The sequence below is a fragment of the Bacillus sp. LQ01 genome, assembly GCF_057624735.1.
Window position 1 is genome coordinate 177,069 of sequence record NZ_JBYEZL010000005.1, and the last position, 16,747, is coordinate 193,815.

Genomic DNA, 16,747 nt, shown 5'->3' on the forward strand with positions numbered 1-16,747 from the left:
CCTCATATCACAAGTTACAGATAACGCTACTACAGCACATAATTAAGAAAATGAATAAGTAAAGATAACTATTGGTATATATCTGAGGAATCTAATTTAACGTATTCCCCGAAAGAATTCTCCTTCCTCAAGCGTGTGAAGGGCGTAGCCCTACGATAGGTCGGAGATGACTTTCGGTTTGGCATAGCCAAAAACTTTTGATAAACTTGCTATATGAAGTTCTTTGATAACTTGATATAGAAGGTTGCAGGAAGAAAATAGAGTGCGAAAACCAAGCCATTCGGTTCCTGCGTAAAATATCAACCGTACCAACAGAACATCCATGCGTTGGACATCTAGGGATGGAACACCCCAAAGTAACGCTCAGGGAGACGAAAGGTTACTTTCGTCGTGGAACTGAGAAGCTCCCACTTCAAGCTTTGCTAAGTGGCGAGTAGTTCTCAACCTCAGTTAACGTATCATTTATTATTGTTGTAATTTTTTTTACATTGTTATTTATAAAGAAATGATTTCCTTCCAAATTATAAATCTTAAAATTTCCACAAGTATGCTTCTTCCAACCAATTATGCCTTTTAGACTAATTAAATCTTCTATTCCGTTTAATACAGTAATATCGCATGTGATTTTGTCCGTTTTTTCTTTATATTCATATGTTTCAACTATTTTAAAATCATGTTTTAGTAAAGGAATGAAAAATTCGAACAATTCTTCGTTACGAATTAATTCTTCTGGAGTTCCCCCTAATTCTATAACTCTATTTTTAAACTCGTTATTTGGTAAATTATAAGTTATCTCCTTCTTTTCCCTTTCACTCGGTGCTTTGTATCCAGAAAAAAAGATATGCTTGGGTTTCTTGAATCCCATTCCTATTATTTTATAGTATAATTCATACGCTAATAGGCTCCCCATACTATGTCCATAAATTGCATAATCTTCCTCACATATTTTGTCCCGAATATTATCAAAGATGTCATCTACCGCTTCTTCTAAGCTATTATAAAATGGTTCATTGAATCTTTTCCCTCTTCCTTTTAACAGTACTGGACATAGATTTATAGATGGGGTTAGATAATCACCCCATTTATAATATAACGCTTCGGATCCTCCTGCATAAGGCAAACAAAATAACATCATTAAAATGCACCTCTATCTGATAAAAGTTTGTAAAAATCATTAATAATAATATCTTGGTTAATCACTGTTATATTACTAGAAATTTCTTCATTTAATGAACATACAGCCATTTTGTATTCTAACTCTATATCAAAAATCGCCATTGAATAAGAATTACTCTTTTCTCTATTATCGAAAAGTATATGAACAGCTTTGTGACTATCTATATTAATAGAAAATGATTTTAGTGACATTGATAATCCGCTTCCATAGCATTTAATATAACTCTCTTTCAATGTCCATACCTCATAAAACTTCCTCAATTGATGATTAACATCACCTTTTTGTATATAAGCATATTCACTATCACAGAAAAAACTTTTTGCTATTTCTTCATATTCAATATGTTTTATTTGTTCAATATCAATTCCAATAGGGTGATTACTAATTGCACATACTACAAATTCTCCCGAATGTGAAATGTTAAAGTAATAATTCGGATACCCCTTTAAATAAGGTTTTCCATAATTATTTTTCCCCCATACTATTCTTTCATTACCGATTTTAAGCTTTTTATTTGTTAGAGTCCTTACTAGTAATTCACCAATCAAGGTTCTAATTTTATCTTTTTTATTAATAAATTTTTTTATCCTATATCTTTTCTCTTCATCTATCCACGAACAAATTTTTTCTAATTTCCGATCATTCATATCTTTAATTTTGGTAACAAAAATTTCCATAAAACCCCTCGCAAATCCTAGTTAAATTAATTGATCAACTACAATTATTCGAGCGTTATGCTAGCTGATTTTTCTACTTTCATTAATCGTGGAATGCTAATCATGTAAAAAACTCCTACAAATATTAAACATCCGCCAACTATCCAAAAAAGAGTTTCAACTGCAAGAATACCTGGGTAAAATCCAGCAATAAAAAGTAAGGTTAGTGACTGTGAGAGCATCATCAAAGGATTAATACACCCGTGTACTCTTCCCATCATTTTTGGATTTACTATTTTCGGAATCCAACCTCCAATAGCTACATTAATCATCGGAAGTGCTAGGGCAACTATGCCCGTACAGATAACATACAGCCAAACTGTATTGACTAATGAGCTCAAAATAGTCGCTCCTCCTCCAATAAACAAAGCTAAAATTAGTAAATGATAAAGCTTTATTTTTTGAGAAAGTATAGATGCTATAACACTACCAAGTAAAATCCCGATACCAAAGACTATACTTAATATAATTGAAACTTCTTCATAGTTTCTTGGGGCTAGTTTGTATTTTAAAATAAATACCTGCATCACTGAGAGCCCTCCATTTAAAATTCCGAAAACTATAAATCCGGAGATAAGTGTAAGTAACAAGTTGTGGTTCAAAATATAACGTATTCCCTTCACAAAATCCTTCATTACAATTGAAATGTTCAAATCCTTGATATTATGTTTTCCGTTTGGCATACGAATTTCTTCTGACATTCTACAAGATTTTATAAGAAGAGCACTAATAAAAAAACTAATTGCATCAATTAAGATTGCACCATAAATACCGATTACCCAATAACAATAAATCCCGATACCACTACCAAAAAGCATAAACAAACTTGTAACCATCTGATTCAAACCAACTGCAGTAGCATAATCATCTCTTGTTAAAACACCTTGTACAAGGGATGATTGCGCGGGTGTAAAAAAGCTCTTTACCATACTTCTTAAAAATAACAGCGCAAATGCTACTGGCATCCAGTTTAGAAAAAGAGACCACAATAATAAAAGCGATAATATAGAACAGATCCAATCACAATTTTGAGCTATTTTTTGTCGATCAATCCTATCAGTAACTACACCAACAAGAAAAAATACTACTAATGTGGGCAAAGACAACATCAATTCCGTAATAGTAGCATATGCAGGTTGGTGCGAAAAACGATTTAAAAAATAAAACATAAGTGCAGTTAAACCAATTGTACTACCCATTTGTGAAGTAAAAGATGCAAAAAATAGCCTCGAGTAATTCCCATTTTGAAATATAACTAAAATTTTCTTCATAAGGACTCCCCATTTAATTTGACTTAATTCTAATTATTCAGAATTTAACACCTTTGCTATGTTTGAAAAGTAGAATATCTAAATCCCTAACGTTCATCGCAGTTCCTGTGGTTAGAGCCTAACACACTGCTTTAAGATATAATTTGCCATTAGATTTCTATCGCGAATTACACGTCCAAATGTACACTACCACTCATTAAATTGTATAGTTTTTCATTCTGATATTCATAATCCAAACATAACTATCCAAAAGCATCCTCCTTTTGATATGCAGTTTATTTTCTCTAACTTTCAACGCTACATTCTAATACTACCTTATATTGTAATCAAAATAATAAACGAATTATTTTCTCAAGTTGCCAAAATCACTAATAAATCATACTTATTAGTGATTTTGACAACTTGATTTCTCCTCTAAAAAACGTAATATTACTGTAAATTGTTTTCCAAAAAATAATTATGTATATCCACAATTATTACAAAAAGGAATGAACACCAATGTTATCCTATCCCTTATAACTGTTTTAACTTAAGTATGAAATTCATTTTTGAAGCGAAAATGATATGGGGTATGTCTATGAGGTTTAGTCTTCCAAAAAAAATTGTAATGAGTAAATTCTTACCAAGAAAACGTTATTCGTATTTATGATACATATATAAACCATATTTTTAATCAGTCATTCTAGGACAATTGAAGTGGCAAGTTTAAGCCACTTCAATTGTCCTAGAAATGTTGCATCTTTATCTAACATCAAATTAACACTATAAGCAAAAAGCTACTTATAATTCAGATGTTTTTCCTTAAAAATTTTTTGATTTATCTTTTGCAGGTAAAATGTAGTTTTCCCCTTTTTCATATATAGAAAGTATTCTTTTCAAGAAAGTAACTTTTGGTACTAACCAATAAGCAATTATCGCTGAAACAATCCCTAATATAGCACCTGTTATAACATCGAAAGGATAATGAACTCCTACCCAAATACGAGAAATGGCTACACAGAATGCAAGTGTAATCCATAACCAACCAATCTTTTTATGAACAAGCCAAAATGAAAAACAAATTGAAAAGAATAAAATTGTATGGTCACTTGGAAATGAATTATCAACAGCATGCTCTACCAATTTATTAACATTGGGTAACTCTGCAAATGGTTGATAATTTGAATGAAACTTCCCTGCTATTTTCCCGATAACCTCAGCAATCACAAAAGCAATCATCGCTTGAACAATCATCATTCGATTTTGGTTAGATCGAGTAAACCAATACACTACAATAATTAAAGCTAAGAAATATACCATATATTCTGCCACGAACGTCATAGTAGAATTGAGAAATGGGTACTGTTTACCTAAATCGTTAACGGCTCGAAAAGCATCAATATTGAACTGAGAAAAAGACATTTTCAAACTCCTCCTTACCATATATATAAATCAAACGCTAATTAAAATTTTTTAATCTACTTTTTGTTACTACCTAATAGTTTTAGATGGTCCCATTTTATTTTTCTTAATGAATATCTACCTTTTTAAAATATGAAATCAATAATACTAATCCAATAATAGATGTTCCGAATATACCTATATAGGAGTACTCGGGAGGATAAGTGGGCTGAAGCGTATTTCTTGAGATATCACCTGCTGCTGCCCATGGAAACAATCCTCTATGTTCTGAATTTGCTGTCATTAAATTAATCATGGTTATTACAACTGTAAATACAATGGTCGGTACGTAATTCTTAAGTACAATTGTTAAAAGTATGATTGGTGTTGATAAAATAAAAAGCAATAATCCACCTATCAAAAACTGTACAAAAGATTCCCTTATTAAGGATGAACTTAGTCCATCAAATTGAAATATTATCCCTAATAATAATGTTAATCCCCATGCTACAAAAGTTAACATCATAATCCACGAAAATAGAAGTAGGAATTTACTTATAAGAAAATTCATACGTGATACAGGTATAGTTAATAAATTCTTTAATGTATCTTCTGTATATTCCCGAATAAATAGGTAGGCGGTTACTACCCCATATAGTGGTACTCCTATTATTAGAACAGTATATAAATTTACTTCACCAAACAATTGACTAAATACAATAGTAGGAGTAGGATGTTTAGTTTTTAGGCTTACAAATGATGCTACTACTACCATAAAAGGTACTACCGATGCACCGAGAATACTAATTAAGAACATATGGGATCGTTTTAGCTTTAATAATTCTGTATATAACAGATTAACCAATTGTTCCACCTCCAACTAATTTTGTGAAGTAATCTTCTAATCTGTCTTCACTCATCAAGATTTTCAAAACCTGAATATCATTTTGTACAAATATTTTATTAATATCTCCTTGTTGCCCAAGTTTAGAATACACGCGAATAATCCCCTCATTATGAACCTCATAATCAAAAATACCAAAGTTTTTCTCTAAGATTTTTGTAGCTTTATTGTCATTCGATACTTGAAACTCAATATATTTGCGATTCTTTTTTCTAAGGCTGTTAAATTCGATTTCCTCTAAGAGCTTACCTTCATGAATAATCCCCATATGATCTACTAACTGTTCTATTTCTGATAAAATGTGGCTGGATATTAATAAAGTAATTTTTCTTTCTTTAGCCAAATTTTGTATCAATCTTCTAATTTCCTTAATTCCTATTGGATCCAAACCATTAGTAGGCTCATCTAATATTAATAATTCTGGGTAATGAAGAAGAGCTCTAGCAATCCCTAATCTTTGCTTCATCCCTAAAGAATATTTACCCACAAGCTTTTTAGTTTCATGTTGCAATCCCACGATTTCTAACGCTTCATCAATTGCATTTTTTTTGTGTATCCCAATAATTTTCGCATTAATTAGTAGATTTTCCCGTGCTGTAAGATTCTCATAAAATCCAGGGACTTCAACAATAGACCCAATTCTTTTAAGTATTTCTTTTTGATTTTTTAATAAATCTTCTCCAAATATTTCAATCTTTCCATGGGTGGGCTTTATCAATCCTAATAACATTCTAATTGTAGTCGTCTTCCCTGCACCATTTCGACCTAAAAAGCCGTAAATTTCTCCTTGATTTACGGTTATATTAAGATTATCCACTGATTTCTGATTGCCATAAATCTTTGTTAAATTTGTAGTCTTTATTATTGCGCTCATGTAAGAACACCAACTTTCTTGTATGCTTATGTTTTTAGTATAGAAAGCAAATTTTAAACCGGGCTTAACTATTTCTTAACTATTTCTTAATTATGAAATTAACTATTCATCATTAACTCCATCTTGCTCCCTTGTACAATAAAGATAACCCCACTCTCCTTTGACTTTGATATAAGTCTCATCTAGATGCCAAGTATAGTGTGTAAATTTGTTTTTCTTTTTCCAAATCTGATTAACATCAGGGTATGTTACAATTTCTTGACCTTTATGTAATAAGTATTCAAACACTACTATTTCTCTTTCTTGCTGTTTAGTACCAACGAAAGTAATGGCTAGCTTTACAAAACCTTTTTTCTTTCTCAGTAAACTTAGTCTCAACAGTTACTTCTTTACCCTCAATTAATAATTGAGGGTAATTAGTATACAATTGATAAAAAGAAAATAGAAAAAAGAAGGCGTGAAATTCAAAATTTAATGGATAAACTATTTGAATATTAATTCTTCAAACGAGAAGAGCCCTCCAAATAGGACGGCCCTTCTTTATTTCACATACAAATAGGCTTGCTTACAGTAGTTTTTTTGTATAGGACTTTTTCTTAACACATATACTATTTTTGAACCTGTTTACCAATACGCGTCCTGTTGGTATCTTGAATTCCTCCTAAAAGGGCGGCAGTTACGACTGCATGTCCTTTTTATTTATATTGGTGGCTTTTATCTACCAATATAGATACAGACTAACAAATGCAATATTACATATTATTCTCTTTCCAGATGATGTTAGAATTTCTTATGTTGTTTATTCCATAGTAGAGTTATGGTTTCTTATCTAATTCATCAATATGTGAGTGAGCTTTTTACCAACAAGAAAAGACACTCGAAAGATGTCTTTTTTTCAGAGTGTGGGAAATCTTAAAGGGTTCCCCACACTCTGAAAAATTGACCTATAATCCTAAAATTTCTACAATCTGAAGAGCTTTAGCATTCTCAATATAATAGTGCATCTCTAAACCTCTTCTATCTGCACGGAGTACGATTCCTTTTAATTTTGCTAAATGTTGTGAAACAGTGGACTGTGGAAGTCCTAATATTTCCGTTAACTGTGTAACATTACACATTTTATGATGCATTAATTCACTTATGATTTTTAATCGAACTGGATGCGACATTACCTTTAATACATCTACATCTTCTTCACGGATTTTAGCTAGATCACTATTAGATATTACTGTTAACATTTCGCATTCTCCTTTATCATTAATTTCTATTCTCCTATTATCCTTATAAGTAACACTTATAGATAATTACTATTTATCCTGTTAAGAAAATATATTCTTTTTTTAATACAAAAAGGACATCTATCCTGAAAACATTTTTTCTGCTTCAATGAATGGATGTCCTCTAATTTTTAGCTAGAATATTTTTTGTTAATTTTATTAATGTTTATGAAATTATTCTTTTACATAACTTTGAATAAGGCTTAATAAGCTTCATTAAGCAATTGTCTCCTTCTTTAAAGACAATTTTAAATTCGATATTTAACTTTTTATATTGTAACACGTATAAGAAATCTCTGTTCATCCCACCTTTTACAGATTTTCCGAACGAGAAAGCCCACTATGGTGTGATAGCACCCACTTTAGGGGTGGGATGAGAGTGAGGTCAAATACGATGTACAAATAAAAAACCGAAGGTACGTTCCGTACATCAAGAATTTGAAATGGTATCATTTTCATAATAGACAAGTAAAAGTCTCTAAAACAATCTTGTTCTCTGAAAACAGAATACATAGGAGGTTGGAGTAACAAATTCTTCTACTCCGTAAAATGTATTGAATCGTCAAGCACAAGACGCTAAAACACATTTGAGAACTCACAATCTGACTCGTTTGGTAATAGAGTGAGTGCCGTATCTGCTATATGCACTGGATACGGAGTGGTGATGCCACACCGCAATCTTGCACGTCAGCGATACTAGAAATAGAATTCACCTTTGATAGCAAGAATCCCACTGACGTTAGTCAGCTTGTGGCTTTATCCACGGGAGTGTCAAAACATATATTATTTCTCAACATAACTAAATAGAATTAAAATACTAATAATGGTAATATAAAGGTGCCTTCAGTTGTTAACTGTCATTCCTTTTTGAAAAGCCCTGTCTTTCATAACAGGGCTTTTACATTTCAACGTCCTTTTCTAACGAATTCAAAATTTGTCAGGCATACAGCTAACAATCAATCTTGTTTTTTATTCGTATAGTAAATTCTTTGTAAATCCTCAATTTCATTTCACATCAGTATAAAGGTGAAATGAAATTAGAATAAAGAAAAAAACCTTGCATTCCTATAAAATTGCAAGGTTTTCCGCTAAGTTCCAGTGCAGCCTTTCTATTAACCACCAGTGTTTCCATGTGAGTATTGCGTCACTTCTTGTGTTACTATTGAAGTTTCTTTTTGAATATTTGCACTCGCTAAACTAAAAACGAAAACGGTAGAGATTCCTGCCAATAAATATATTAATTTTTTCATTTTAACCCCACCCTTTCTTTATTCACACTATTTGCCTTTGAACCTAAGTAAAAGTATCTAGATGCTTTCATATGATTATCTTCATCATAATATTTTATGGCTAATTTTTCATTATATTCTTGAATATATTCATATAAATTTTCCTTTGTATAATAATCATTCCCAGATACTATAAGTTTTTCTAACTCTTCTCCTGGAATATCTAGATGTATGCCTTTTAAGATTTGGAAATGATGCTGATATTCTATATTTTTTAAATCATTACTAATTTCCAATCCTGTTTCAAATACATTTAATGCTTTATCTTTTTCCCCCACTTTTGCAAGTTCACAAGCCAAAATTAAAAGTGCTCTATAATTGTTAGGAGACTCGGCAATTACTTCCGATATATGACGGATTGCTAATTCTGATAAATTTTGATTGCTGTATAGAAACCCTAAATTATGACGACCGATAAGACTAGCATGCTTATCTTCATTTTTCTTAAATATATCCAAAGCAGAAACTAAACGCTCTTCAGCTAATTCATATTCTTTTAAATGAATACAAAGTAATCCATAAAGATTATTACAGTATCCTATATTTAATTCATAATCGCTATGCTTACTAAAGATCTCTTTAGCCTTATCTACTTGTTGTAGAGCTAAAACATATTGTTGGTTGTGACAGTAAAATGTAGCTATTTTATAATAGAATTCTGCATGTTCTAATTCATCTGGAATATGCTGCAGTTTCACTTCAGCTTCTTCATAGTGTTTTTTCGCCAACTTATAATCTCCAGTTATCGCCAAATACATAGCCTTAAAAAAATGATAGTAATAGGACAATAAATTATCCGTTGACTGTTCAAGTCCTTCAATTTTATCAAAGCTACCTTTTCCAATATTTAAATGGCCTATTAAATATTCAAACCTAAATTCTAATAAGGCATAATATAATGCTAAATCTGGATTCTTATCTATGTTTTGCATATATAAATCAATTTCAGCTTTTAATTCACGAGATTTCTCAATATTTCTTTTACGAATTTCATGATACCAACTATTTAACTTCTGTGTAACTTTATCGTTTTCTTGTAGTTGAATATTCATTTTGTCTCCCCCTTTATCCTTAGTATAGATAAGTTTTATTCTTATGTTACCATATTTCATATATTAAGAATATTGAGAAATATTTTACAAGATCAGTTTTGCTAGCATATGGTGCTATAACGTTTCGATATAAGATTATACGTTGATACTTTCAAATTTAATTCAACCTTATTATTTTCTATTTAAGCTTTATTCCATTTTACTAATAAACATTCTTTCATTCTTTCACTCTTTTATCCATAATCTTTATAGACTTAAAACACTAACAATCTGACATGCTTTGGAATTCACAATATGATAGTACATCTTTAATCCTTTTCTTTCTGAACTCAGAATCTTTCCACGCATTTTAGATAAATGTTGAGAAACAGTAGATTGAGGTACATTTAATAACTCTGTTAACTGTGTTACATTACAAATTTTGTGACGTTCTAATTCTTTCCATCCCTTGTCCGAAGCCGATTCATCTCCCACCTACTCACTTCGCGTTCCTTGAGGAAGAAGTCTTCTTGGCCAAAATGAAAAAATTGAGTAATTACCCGTTATCCTTTATTTTATATATACTGTTCTTTAGCTTAGGCTTCTTGTGTAAACATACTTTAGTCCCATTAATATCTAAATCAATCTTTTCTTCCTCTAAATCCCCCATTTTCTGCTTATGTTCCTTTTCTATTCTTTCTTTTTCTTCTTTTCTCTTAGTCGCTTTAGGACCAATTACGAATAGAATTAAGAAAATACTAACCATTACAATAAACGTAGTCACTAGTACTCCTCCTTCCTTACCAAAACCTCATACAACAAAAAGCTTTTTAACTTATTAGATTTAAATTAGAAACCTAAAGGAGAAAAAGTACTAGTATATTTAGAAGGAATAATATAGATGTTACCTTCACTATTCCTCTATCTCCTTATATAAACCAAAATTATAAATGGTGCAGTAAGGCCGGAACTAACAATGTCGTTACAAATATGAAAATTGAACTATATCTTAAACTTGAACTCCATTTTCCATATTTGGGATGTTCAAATTTCTTATAAAGCATACCTAATGCTAAAGATATTAAAAACATTAATACAGCTGTTCCTAAAATTATAGAAGTAATTAAACCCACCATATTACTCATAAAGGTTTGAAAATCAAAAGAACGTGTAGTCAACATTAGTACTGGTAGAATCCTTATTAACAGTATGAAAATAAATGAACCTACTCCAAAATATATAGATCTTTTTTTCCACTTTATATGTTTAAACCATAAAGAAGCACCAAAAACTAATAATGATATTAAAATTACTACAGAAAGGATAAGGAAAATAACATCAAAAAATGCAGGCACACTTGCATAGACTGCCCCATCTATTTTATCTCCCCCATCTTTTATTACATCACTGCTGCCGTTAAACAAAGAACCAAACCAGTCTGTAATCCAATCAGTCATCCAGGAAATATCGAATGGTAAATCTTCGTTTTTTGTTTGCGCAGGAGCAACTGAGTTGAAAATTTTCAAATTCTCCTCCCCCTTCATTAAAAATTACCCCCTTTACTTTAAGTATATAAATTTCCTTAACCAAAACTAAGAAAGTATTAAATCATCCTTGATGAAATAGAAGAACCACACTTATGAATAGAAATTTCATTTGTTACATTTGTACACTCGCTTTTTGATAACTATCCATTGCATTTAGCTTTGTCCCTATTTTGGAATAAGTAAAAAAGTACCCATCCAATTGTGATACACATAATAATTGGATGGGTACTTCATTACACATTCTTTATTCTATTTTTATTGATATAGACGAGGTTTATACATTTCATGGTGATACAAACTATAGTACCCAATTAAATAATTTTTAAATATTACTACGTAATTCAATCGATTTAAGAAAATAAAATTTCACAAACCTTTGATGATAGCTTCTTGGTTTATCGGATAGAACATATGTATGAAAAACGCAGCATAATATCGGTTTTTCTAACCTTGTAAATGACTTAATATATATCTTTGCGTATTTATGTCTTGGCGTTTTAATGCCGTTACTAATTCTCGATTAACATCTGATACAGGTAATGGTTCTCCATATATATCAAATAATCTTATACCGAACTTACTTAAAATCCGTATATTACTAAGATTCCTACTCTCTTGTGTATAACTAATGATATGGCGGAAATTAATCCCAAAACTTATCATAAACTAATGCTCCCTCTTCAATGTAAATAGATATGGATATACTTCTATTTATTCTCGAGGAATCCCTTGAAGCTTAATAAGCCCTATATATTTCTCAATACCATAACAGTATAAGCTCTCTCTTTTTCTACTATAGTGCTACGCCACTTCTTATAAGAAGTATTCAATAGACAACAATTGATAAATCAAAATCAAAAAAAGCATTAACGAAACTTGTACTGTCTTAACTATACTTTTTCAAAATTAAAAGCATGTACATCATTATAATTCAGAATATTCTGTGTATTAGTGAAAAAAAACGTAGTTAAATTTAATTTATCTAATTCCTGTTATTATCAGAATAAGTCTTTACAGAGAAATGGGGGATATTATGACTGTTCAAGAAAAAAGTAATAAGCAATTGATGGAATTATTACATGAATGGTATGAAGAAATTCGTTTATATCATGTAAAAGAAGCAAAACAGATATATCTACAAGTAAAAGAACGTTTAAAGGAAATAGAAACAGACCAATATGTATCATTCTATTATTCCCTACTGAATTTTAGATATAAAGTCTTAGTAGATGGAATGAGTATTACAAAAGATTCTTTTAATCAAATAGAAAAACTCCCTAATATCAAAGAGGAATTTTCATTTTTAGCTTACTATTATTATTTCTTTAAGGCAATTCACTCTACAGTTTTAGCAAATTATACTGAAGCGAAAACACACTATGAAAAGGCAGAAGAACTTTTAATTAATATACTTGATGATGTAGAAAAAGCCGAGTTTGAGTATAGATTTTCAACTTACTGTTATCAATCTTATCAACCATTTGAAGCGATTCAACATGTCGTAAAAGCCAAAGAAATATACCGGAATCATGGAGGCTATGAAATTAATATTGCTTTATGCGACAATGTATATGGACTGGCTTGTATAGATCTAAGAGAATTTGAAAGAGCGGAAGAATGTCTCAATATGGTTATTGATGTTTGTAAGAAGTATGATGAAGAACAATTATTATTACGAGTACGATCCAATTTAGGCTGGTTATATAATATTCAAGATTTATATCCATTGGCGATTAGACAGAGTTCTGAAATTATAAATACCATACCGAACCATTTTAAAGCATTATTTGTCTTAGCAAGAGCATATTATAATTTAGAAGGAGTTGAAACAGCAAAAGCGTATATCAAGCAAGGAATAAAGTATACAAATGAATCAGGAAATGAGGAATATAAGCATCGTTTCGCAGTTTTAAATGAACTAATCACAGAACTACCTAGAATTAAACTAGAAAAAGTAGTTACTGATGCAATTTCTTATTTTGAAAAAGAGGACATGTGGGATTGTGTAAAAGAATATGCAGAGATTTTAGCACTCCAATTTTACGAGGCAAATAATCATGTTAAAGCGAGCAAATATTTCTATATTAGTAATAATGCTGATAAGAAACATTTGAGAAAAGGAGCGTTAAAGTAATGAAAAAAATAAAAAAAGTGTTATTAAGTATGGTAGTAGTAAGTGCATTAGCATGTAGCATGATTAGTTTAAATGTATCACAACACTCTTCGTTTAATGGTGGAGATACGCCAGCACCAACAAAACCGATTGTCTCTAGTGGAGTATCTATTGATTAACGTAATACATTTTTCTCACTTTAAAAATCAGAAAATTCAGCCTCTTAATCCTTAAAAAATGTTGAATAAAATGGATAAAATATCGAACCCCTAGTCCGAAACATATTTGTTTCGGACTATTCACGTTCTTCTTTCAACTTTTCTATATAATCGTGAGCAGAATGAAAAATATTTAAAGATCATTCATAGCGTGGTTCATGAATTCCCATTTAACCTTCAATGTCACAAGTGCTTAATTTCTTTTTTCGTTTTTTCTTAGTTTTCTTGATTCGATTATTTTTTTCACACACGTAAATAATCCTTAGCGCCTTCATTTTTTCCCCATCTCCTTTTTCAAAATAAAGAGGACACCAATTCTTAAAACACCTTTTATGGCTGCTTTAATGAATTAGTGTCCTCTAGTTTTTTAGCCGGACTATATCTTATTTCTTTTCATTTCCAAAAATTAAAATTCCCAAAAAATCCCTAAAACTTTTTTAACTTTTAATTAACTTGAAACATGTATTTTTTATAATTTTTATGCACCGATAAAATAAGCCCCATCATTATCATATTTGAAAATAGCGAACTTCCTCCATATGATAAAAAAGGTAGTGCAATTCCTTTTACCGGCATTATCCCAACAATCATACCAATGTTTTGGAAGATTTGTAGTGTTAAAACACTACTTGTCCCAGCACATAATAATGTACCAAACAGATTCTCTGCTGAATAAGCAATTATAGTTATTCGATATATAAGAAGTAACAGGACCAATACAACGATAGCTGCAATTATGAATCCACCTTCTTCAGCGATGGTAGCAAAAATAAAATCAGTATGTTTTTCAGGAATATATACACTACCTTGACCGAATCCTTTTCCATGTAATTCACCACTTCCAACACCTAAAAGAGATTGTTGCGTTTGATATCCTTGATCTGCATTTTCAGCTGGATTTAGCCAACCTATAATGCGTGATTGTTGGTGCGGTTTTAACCTAGTAACTAATTCTTTAAAGAAAAAATCTGGATATTTTATATATATAAATATTAATGTAGATAATATAGTTACCGGAATGACTGTACAAAATGCAATTAATTTCTTTTGAATCCCTGACATAAATAAAATACATGCAATAGATGCTGCGTATAAAAACACCATACCTGTATCTGGCTGACTGTATACTAAAGAAATAGGAGGAATCGAAACTAACATAATTTTTCCGACCAATATGAAATTAGTTTTATATGTCCGAATCATATATTTGGCGTTATGATTCACTACTAAATTGGCGACAAATATAATAAGTGCAATTTTGAAAAACTCCGATGGTTGAATTTGACCGATAACAGGAAATTGAAACCATCTTTTTGCTCCTAATTTAACGGGAGTAAACGTTGACTCCGGTAGTATTTTTAATATAACAATTGCCACAGACCCAACAATATACAATGGCCAAGAGAACTTTTGCCATTGATCCCAATCAATACTTGCAACAAATATTAACAGTACAAAACCAATTATATAGTTCCTACCTTGCTGCAATGCAAAGTTTGTGCTTCCATACTGACCAGTTTGTTGACTACTATAAATTGCAGCGGTACTAATAATACAAAACATGCATAAAATTAAAATTAGTTTTGTATCTAGACTCCTTAATAATACTATTATTTTACTCATGAAACCCTCCTGTAGTACTCAATAAATTCCACGCTCCATAATAATTACTAGTACCCTTTTTATAAGATTTTTTGTTATTCAAATGAAAATTACATTATTATGTTATAACGCGAAATTTTATTTTATCTAAACTTTCTCTTAAGGTTTCACTTTAAATAGTTAAAGTAATAATAAGTAAATATTAATTTTTCCTAAACTAAAATGAACAAGTCCTTATTATCCAGAATTACTTTTCTTCTTTAAAACTTCCTCATTTCCTTTCGTTCCAAATAACTGTTTAAAAGCAAAATCAATACGTAAATTTACTAATTTAGTGGATATGGATTTTCTCTCCCTGTCTATATTCTTATTGTACATAAAAAAAGGTAGTACATTTAAACAGGCTCTTACGTTACCTCACATAAGAGCCTGCCTACATTGACAAAAAATTAATGGTTCTGAGCAAAAACAATTGCAAGTGACATCGTGTTTGTCCAGAACCTTTATTTTCATCTATTCTTTTTCTGGCCAAATTTTCGCATTTGGTTCTAATAACCACTTGTGGTCTTCCACCATGATACGATCATTCCATGGGTTATTCTCAAGATGTCGAATCATCCAACAAAAATACATTGCATATCCAGGTGCAGTTGCTTGCGGGTGGTCTAGCTCACCTGGAATTGTAATAAAACTATTATGTACAACGCGATAAGCATCCTCCCCAACCATTGCACATCCAAATCCCTGTGGCTTGTTAAAGCGATAATAATATACCTCCGGTTGATCATGGTGATGCGGTGGATAACTGGACCATCGCCCTGGATAAGAAATAACTTCTCCTACAACCATATTCGAATATGCTGCATTGTTATAGTCAAAAATTGTACGAATAACACGCTGAGCTGTTCCCTCCCATACGCCTTCTCCAGCTACGACACTTTGACAATCATTTGGAGTATATAACTTTGACGCAAATTCTTGGTCATTATCTGTTTTTTGGACAAGCACTTCACTATCTGAAAGAGCAGTAATTGTAACCTTCACATTTTTAGCCACATGTAAACACCAAGGGTTTTCTTCAAAAACAGACTGCCTTTGAATAACTTTTTCCATTCCATCCCACTCTAAACGTATTGCCCCTTCTAGTAAAAGTACTGCCGTTTCATTTTTATTATCAAATAGCAGCTCTTCTTTTCCATTAGACATCTTATATATGCCTATATCCATTAACATATCACTGCATTGACCGTTCATTTCTGTTAATACATTATACCCTTCATTTAATTCACCTAATTTTCCTAACACGGCTTTCTCCCCCTTTTAATTAATGGCTACTCTATCATTCTCT

17 protein-coding genes and 1 pseudogene are annotated in these 16,747 nt (G+C 31.1%); 2 read left to right on the forward strand and 16 right to left on the reverse strand.

Going from position 1 to position 16,747, the window contains the following annotated elements; genetic code table 11:
- Positions 1-412 precede the first annotated feature (412 nt).
- From AC22L0_RS25165 to AC22L0_RS25230, 14 genes and pseudogenes are all read right to left on the reverse strand, one after another.
- A complete protein-coding gene (locus AC22L0_RS25165; protein ID WP_000979067.1) occupies positions 413-1,135 on the reverse strand; it encodes a thioesterase II family protein in 723 nt (240 codons plus the stop codon).
- Positions 1,135-1,824 (reverse strand): 4'-phosphopantetheinyl transferase family protein, encoded by a 690-nt coding sequence (locus tag AC22L0_RS25170; protein WP_487272511.1) that lies wholly within the window; start codon positions 1,822-1,824, stop codon positions 1,135-1,137. Before AC22L0_RS25170 ends, AC22L0_RS25165 begins: the two co-directional genes overlap by 1 nt.
- A gap of 74 nt (positions 1,825-1,898) precedes the next feature.
- On the reverse strand, positions 1,899-3,164 hold the full coding sequence (locus AC22L0_RS25175) for an MFS transporter (protein ID WP_000722986.1): 1,266 nt from the start codon (positions 3,162-3,164) through the stop codon (positions 1,899-1,901).
- Between the two features lie 801 nt (positions 3,165-3,965).
- A complete protein-coding gene (locus AC22L0_RS25180; protein ID WP_000010573.1) occupies positions 3,966-4,565 on the reverse strand; it encodes an undecaprenyl-diphosphatase in 600 nt (199 codons plus the stop codon).
- A 106-nt stretch (positions 4,566-4,671) separates the two neighbouring features.
- Positions 4,672-5,409: an ABC transporter permease gene (locus AC22L0_RS25185; protein WP_000247702.1), complete on the reverse strand. Its 738-nt coding sequence runs from the start codon at positions 5,407-5,409 to the stop codon at positions 4,672-4,674.
- Positions 5,402-6,322, reverse strand: coding sequence for an ABC transporter ATP-binding protein (locus tag AC22L0_RS25190; RefSeq protein ID WP_001273091.1), 921 nt, complete (start codon positions 6,320-6,322; stop codon positions 5,402-5,404). The genes AC22L0_RS25185 and AC22L0_RS25190 overlap by 8 nt, the downstream gene beginning before the upstream one ends.
- Positions 6,323-6,436: 114 nt before the next feature.
- Positions 6,437-6,553: pseudogene (locus AC22L0_RS25195) on the reverse strand (DDE-type integrase/transposase/recombinase); the annotation flags it as partial.
- A gap of 713 nt (positions 6,554-7,266) precedes the next feature.
- Positions 7,267-7,560, reverse strand: a complete 294-nt coding sequence (locus AC22L0_RS25200) for an ArsR/SmtB family transcription factor (protein WP_087965410.1) — start codon at positions 7,558-7,560, stop codon at positions 7,267-7,269.
- 1,151 nt (positions 7,561-8,711) lie between these two features.
- Positions 8,712-8,849 (reverse strand): hypothetical protein, encoded by a 138-nt coding sequence (locus AC22L0_RS25205; RefSeq protein WP_170925766.1) that lies wholly within the window; start codon positions 8,847-8,849, stop codon positions 8,712-8,714.
- A complete protein-coding gene (locus AC22L0_RS25210) occupies positions 8,846-9,940 on the reverse strand; it encodes a response regulator aspartate phosphatase (RefSeq protein WP_087965406.1) in 1,095 nt (364 codons plus the stop codon). The genes AC22L0_RS25205 and AC22L0_RS25210 overlap by 4 nt, the downstream gene beginning before the upstream one ends.
- Positions 9,941-10,186: 246 nt before the next feature.
- A complete protein-coding gene (locus tag AC22L0_RS25215) occupies positions 10,187-10,414 on the reverse strand; it encodes an ArsR family transcriptional regulator (RefSeq protein ID WP_061655358.1) in 228 nt (75 codons plus the stop codon).
- Positions 10,415-10,475: 61 nt separating this feature from the next.
- The gene (locus AC22L0_RS25220) at positions 10,476-10,703 is read right to left on the reverse strand and encodes a hypothetical protein (protein WP_087965404.1); all 228 of its coding nucleotides are present in this window, start codon (positions 10,701-10,703) and stop codon (positions 10,476-10,478) included.
- Between the two features lie 160 nt (positions 10,704-10,863).
- Positions 10,864-11,463, reverse strand: a complete 600-nt coding sequence (locus tag AC22L0_RS25225) for a hypothetical protein (RefSeq protein WP_087965402.1) — start codon at positions 11,461-11,463, stop codon at positions 10,864-10,866.
- A gap of 447 nt (positions 11,464-11,910) precedes the next feature.
- On the reverse strand, positions 11,911-12,129 hold the full coding sequence (locus AC22L0_RS25230) for a hypothetical protein (protein WP_071731559.1): 219 nt from the start codon (positions 12,127-12,129) through the stop codon (positions 11,911-11,913).
- A 370-nt stretch (positions 12,130-12,499) separates the two neighbouring features.
- Here AC22L0_RS25230 and AC22L0_RS25235 point away from each other — a divergent pair, with 370 nt between their 5' ends.
- Entirely contained in the window at positions 12,500-13,600 is a 1,101-nt protein-coding gene (locus tag AC22L0_RS25235) for a response regulator aspartate phosphatase (protein WP_025117910.1), read from the forward strand.
- Entirely contained in the window at positions 13,600-13,758 is a 159-nt protein-coding gene (locus AC22L0_RS25240) for a Phr family secreted Rap phosphatase inhibitor (protein ID WP_000721406.1), read from the forward strand. The genes AC22L0_RS25235 and AC22L0_RS25240 overlap by 1 nt, the downstream gene beginning before the upstream one ends.
- Positions 13,759-14,241: 483 nt before the next feature.
- On the opposite strand, the gene AC22L0_RS25245 is transcribed toward AC22L0_RS25240, so the two are convergent.
- Positions 14,242-15,420 carry an FtsW/RodA/SpoVE family cell cycle protein gene (locus AC22L0_RS25245; protein WP_087965400.1) on the reverse strand — a complete coding sequence of 393 codons (1,179 nt, stop codon included), beginning with the start codon at positions 15,418-15,420 and terminating at the stop codon, positions 14,242-14,244.
- 492 nt (positions 15,421-15,912) lie between these two features.
- Positions 15,913-16,704, reverse strand: a complete 792-nt coding sequence (locus tag AC22L0_RS25250) for a 5-deoxy-glucuronate isomerase (RefSeq protein ID WP_087965398.1) — start codon at positions 16,702-16,704, stop codon at positions 15,913-15,915.
- Positions 16,705-16,747: the final 43 nt, after the last annotated feature.

Bases quoted from the DNA above. Each gene is read 5' to 3' on its own strand.
- AC22L0_RS25230 (WP_071731559.1), bottom strand. From the start codon at position 12,129: ATGATAAGTTTTGGGATTAATTTCCGCCATATCATTAGTTATACACAA.
- AC22L0_RS25235 (WP_025117910.1), top strand. From the start codon at position 12,500: ATGACTGTTCAAGAAAAAAGTAATAAGCAATTGATGGAATTATTACAT.
- AC22L0_RS25225 (WP_087965402.1), bottom strand. From the start codon at position 11,463: ATGAAGGGGGAGGAGAATTTGAAAATTTTCAACTCAGTTGCTCCTGCG.
- AC22L0_RS25175 (WP_000722986.1), bottom strand. From the start codon at position 3,164: ATGAAGAAAATTTTAGTTATATTTCAAAATGGGAATTACTCGAGGCTA.
- AC22L0_RS25200 (WP_087965410.1), bottom strand. From the start codon at position 7,560: ATGTTAACAGTAATATCTAATAGTGATCTAGCTAAAATCCGTGAAGAA.
- AC22L0_RS25245 (WP_087965400.1), bottom strand. From the start codon at position 15,420: ATGAGTAAAATAATAGTATTATTAAGGAGTCTAGATACAAAACTAATT.
- AC22L0_RS25210 (WP_087965406.1), bottom strand. From the start codon at position 9,940: ATGAATATTCAACTACAAGAAAACGATAAAGTTACACAGAAGTTAAAT.
- AC22L0_RS25170 (WP_487272511.1), bottom strand. From the start codon at position 1,824: ATGAATGATCGGAAATTAGAAAAAATTTGTTCGTGGATAGATGAAGAG.
- AC22L0_RS25180 (WP_000010573.1), bottom strand. From the start codon at position 4,565: ATGTCTTTTTCTCAGTTCAATATTGATGCTTTTCGAGCCGTTAACGAT.
- AC22L0_RS25165 (WP_000979067.1), bottom strand. From the start codon at position 1,135: ATGATGTTATTTTGTTTGCCTTATGCAGGAGGATCCGAAGCGTTATAT.
- AC22L0_RS25240 (WP_000721406.1), top strand. From the start codon at position 13,600: ATGAAAAAAATAAAAAAAGTGTTATTAAGTATGGTAGTAGTAAGTGCA.
- AC22L0_RS25205 (WP_170925766.1), bottom strand. From the start codon at position 8,849: ATGAAAAAATTAATATATTTATTGGCAGGAATCTCTACCGTTTTCGTT.
- AC22L0_RS25190 (WP_001273091.1), bottom strand. From the start codon at position 6,322: ATGAGCGCAATAATAAAGACTACAAATTTAACAAAGATTTATGGCAAT.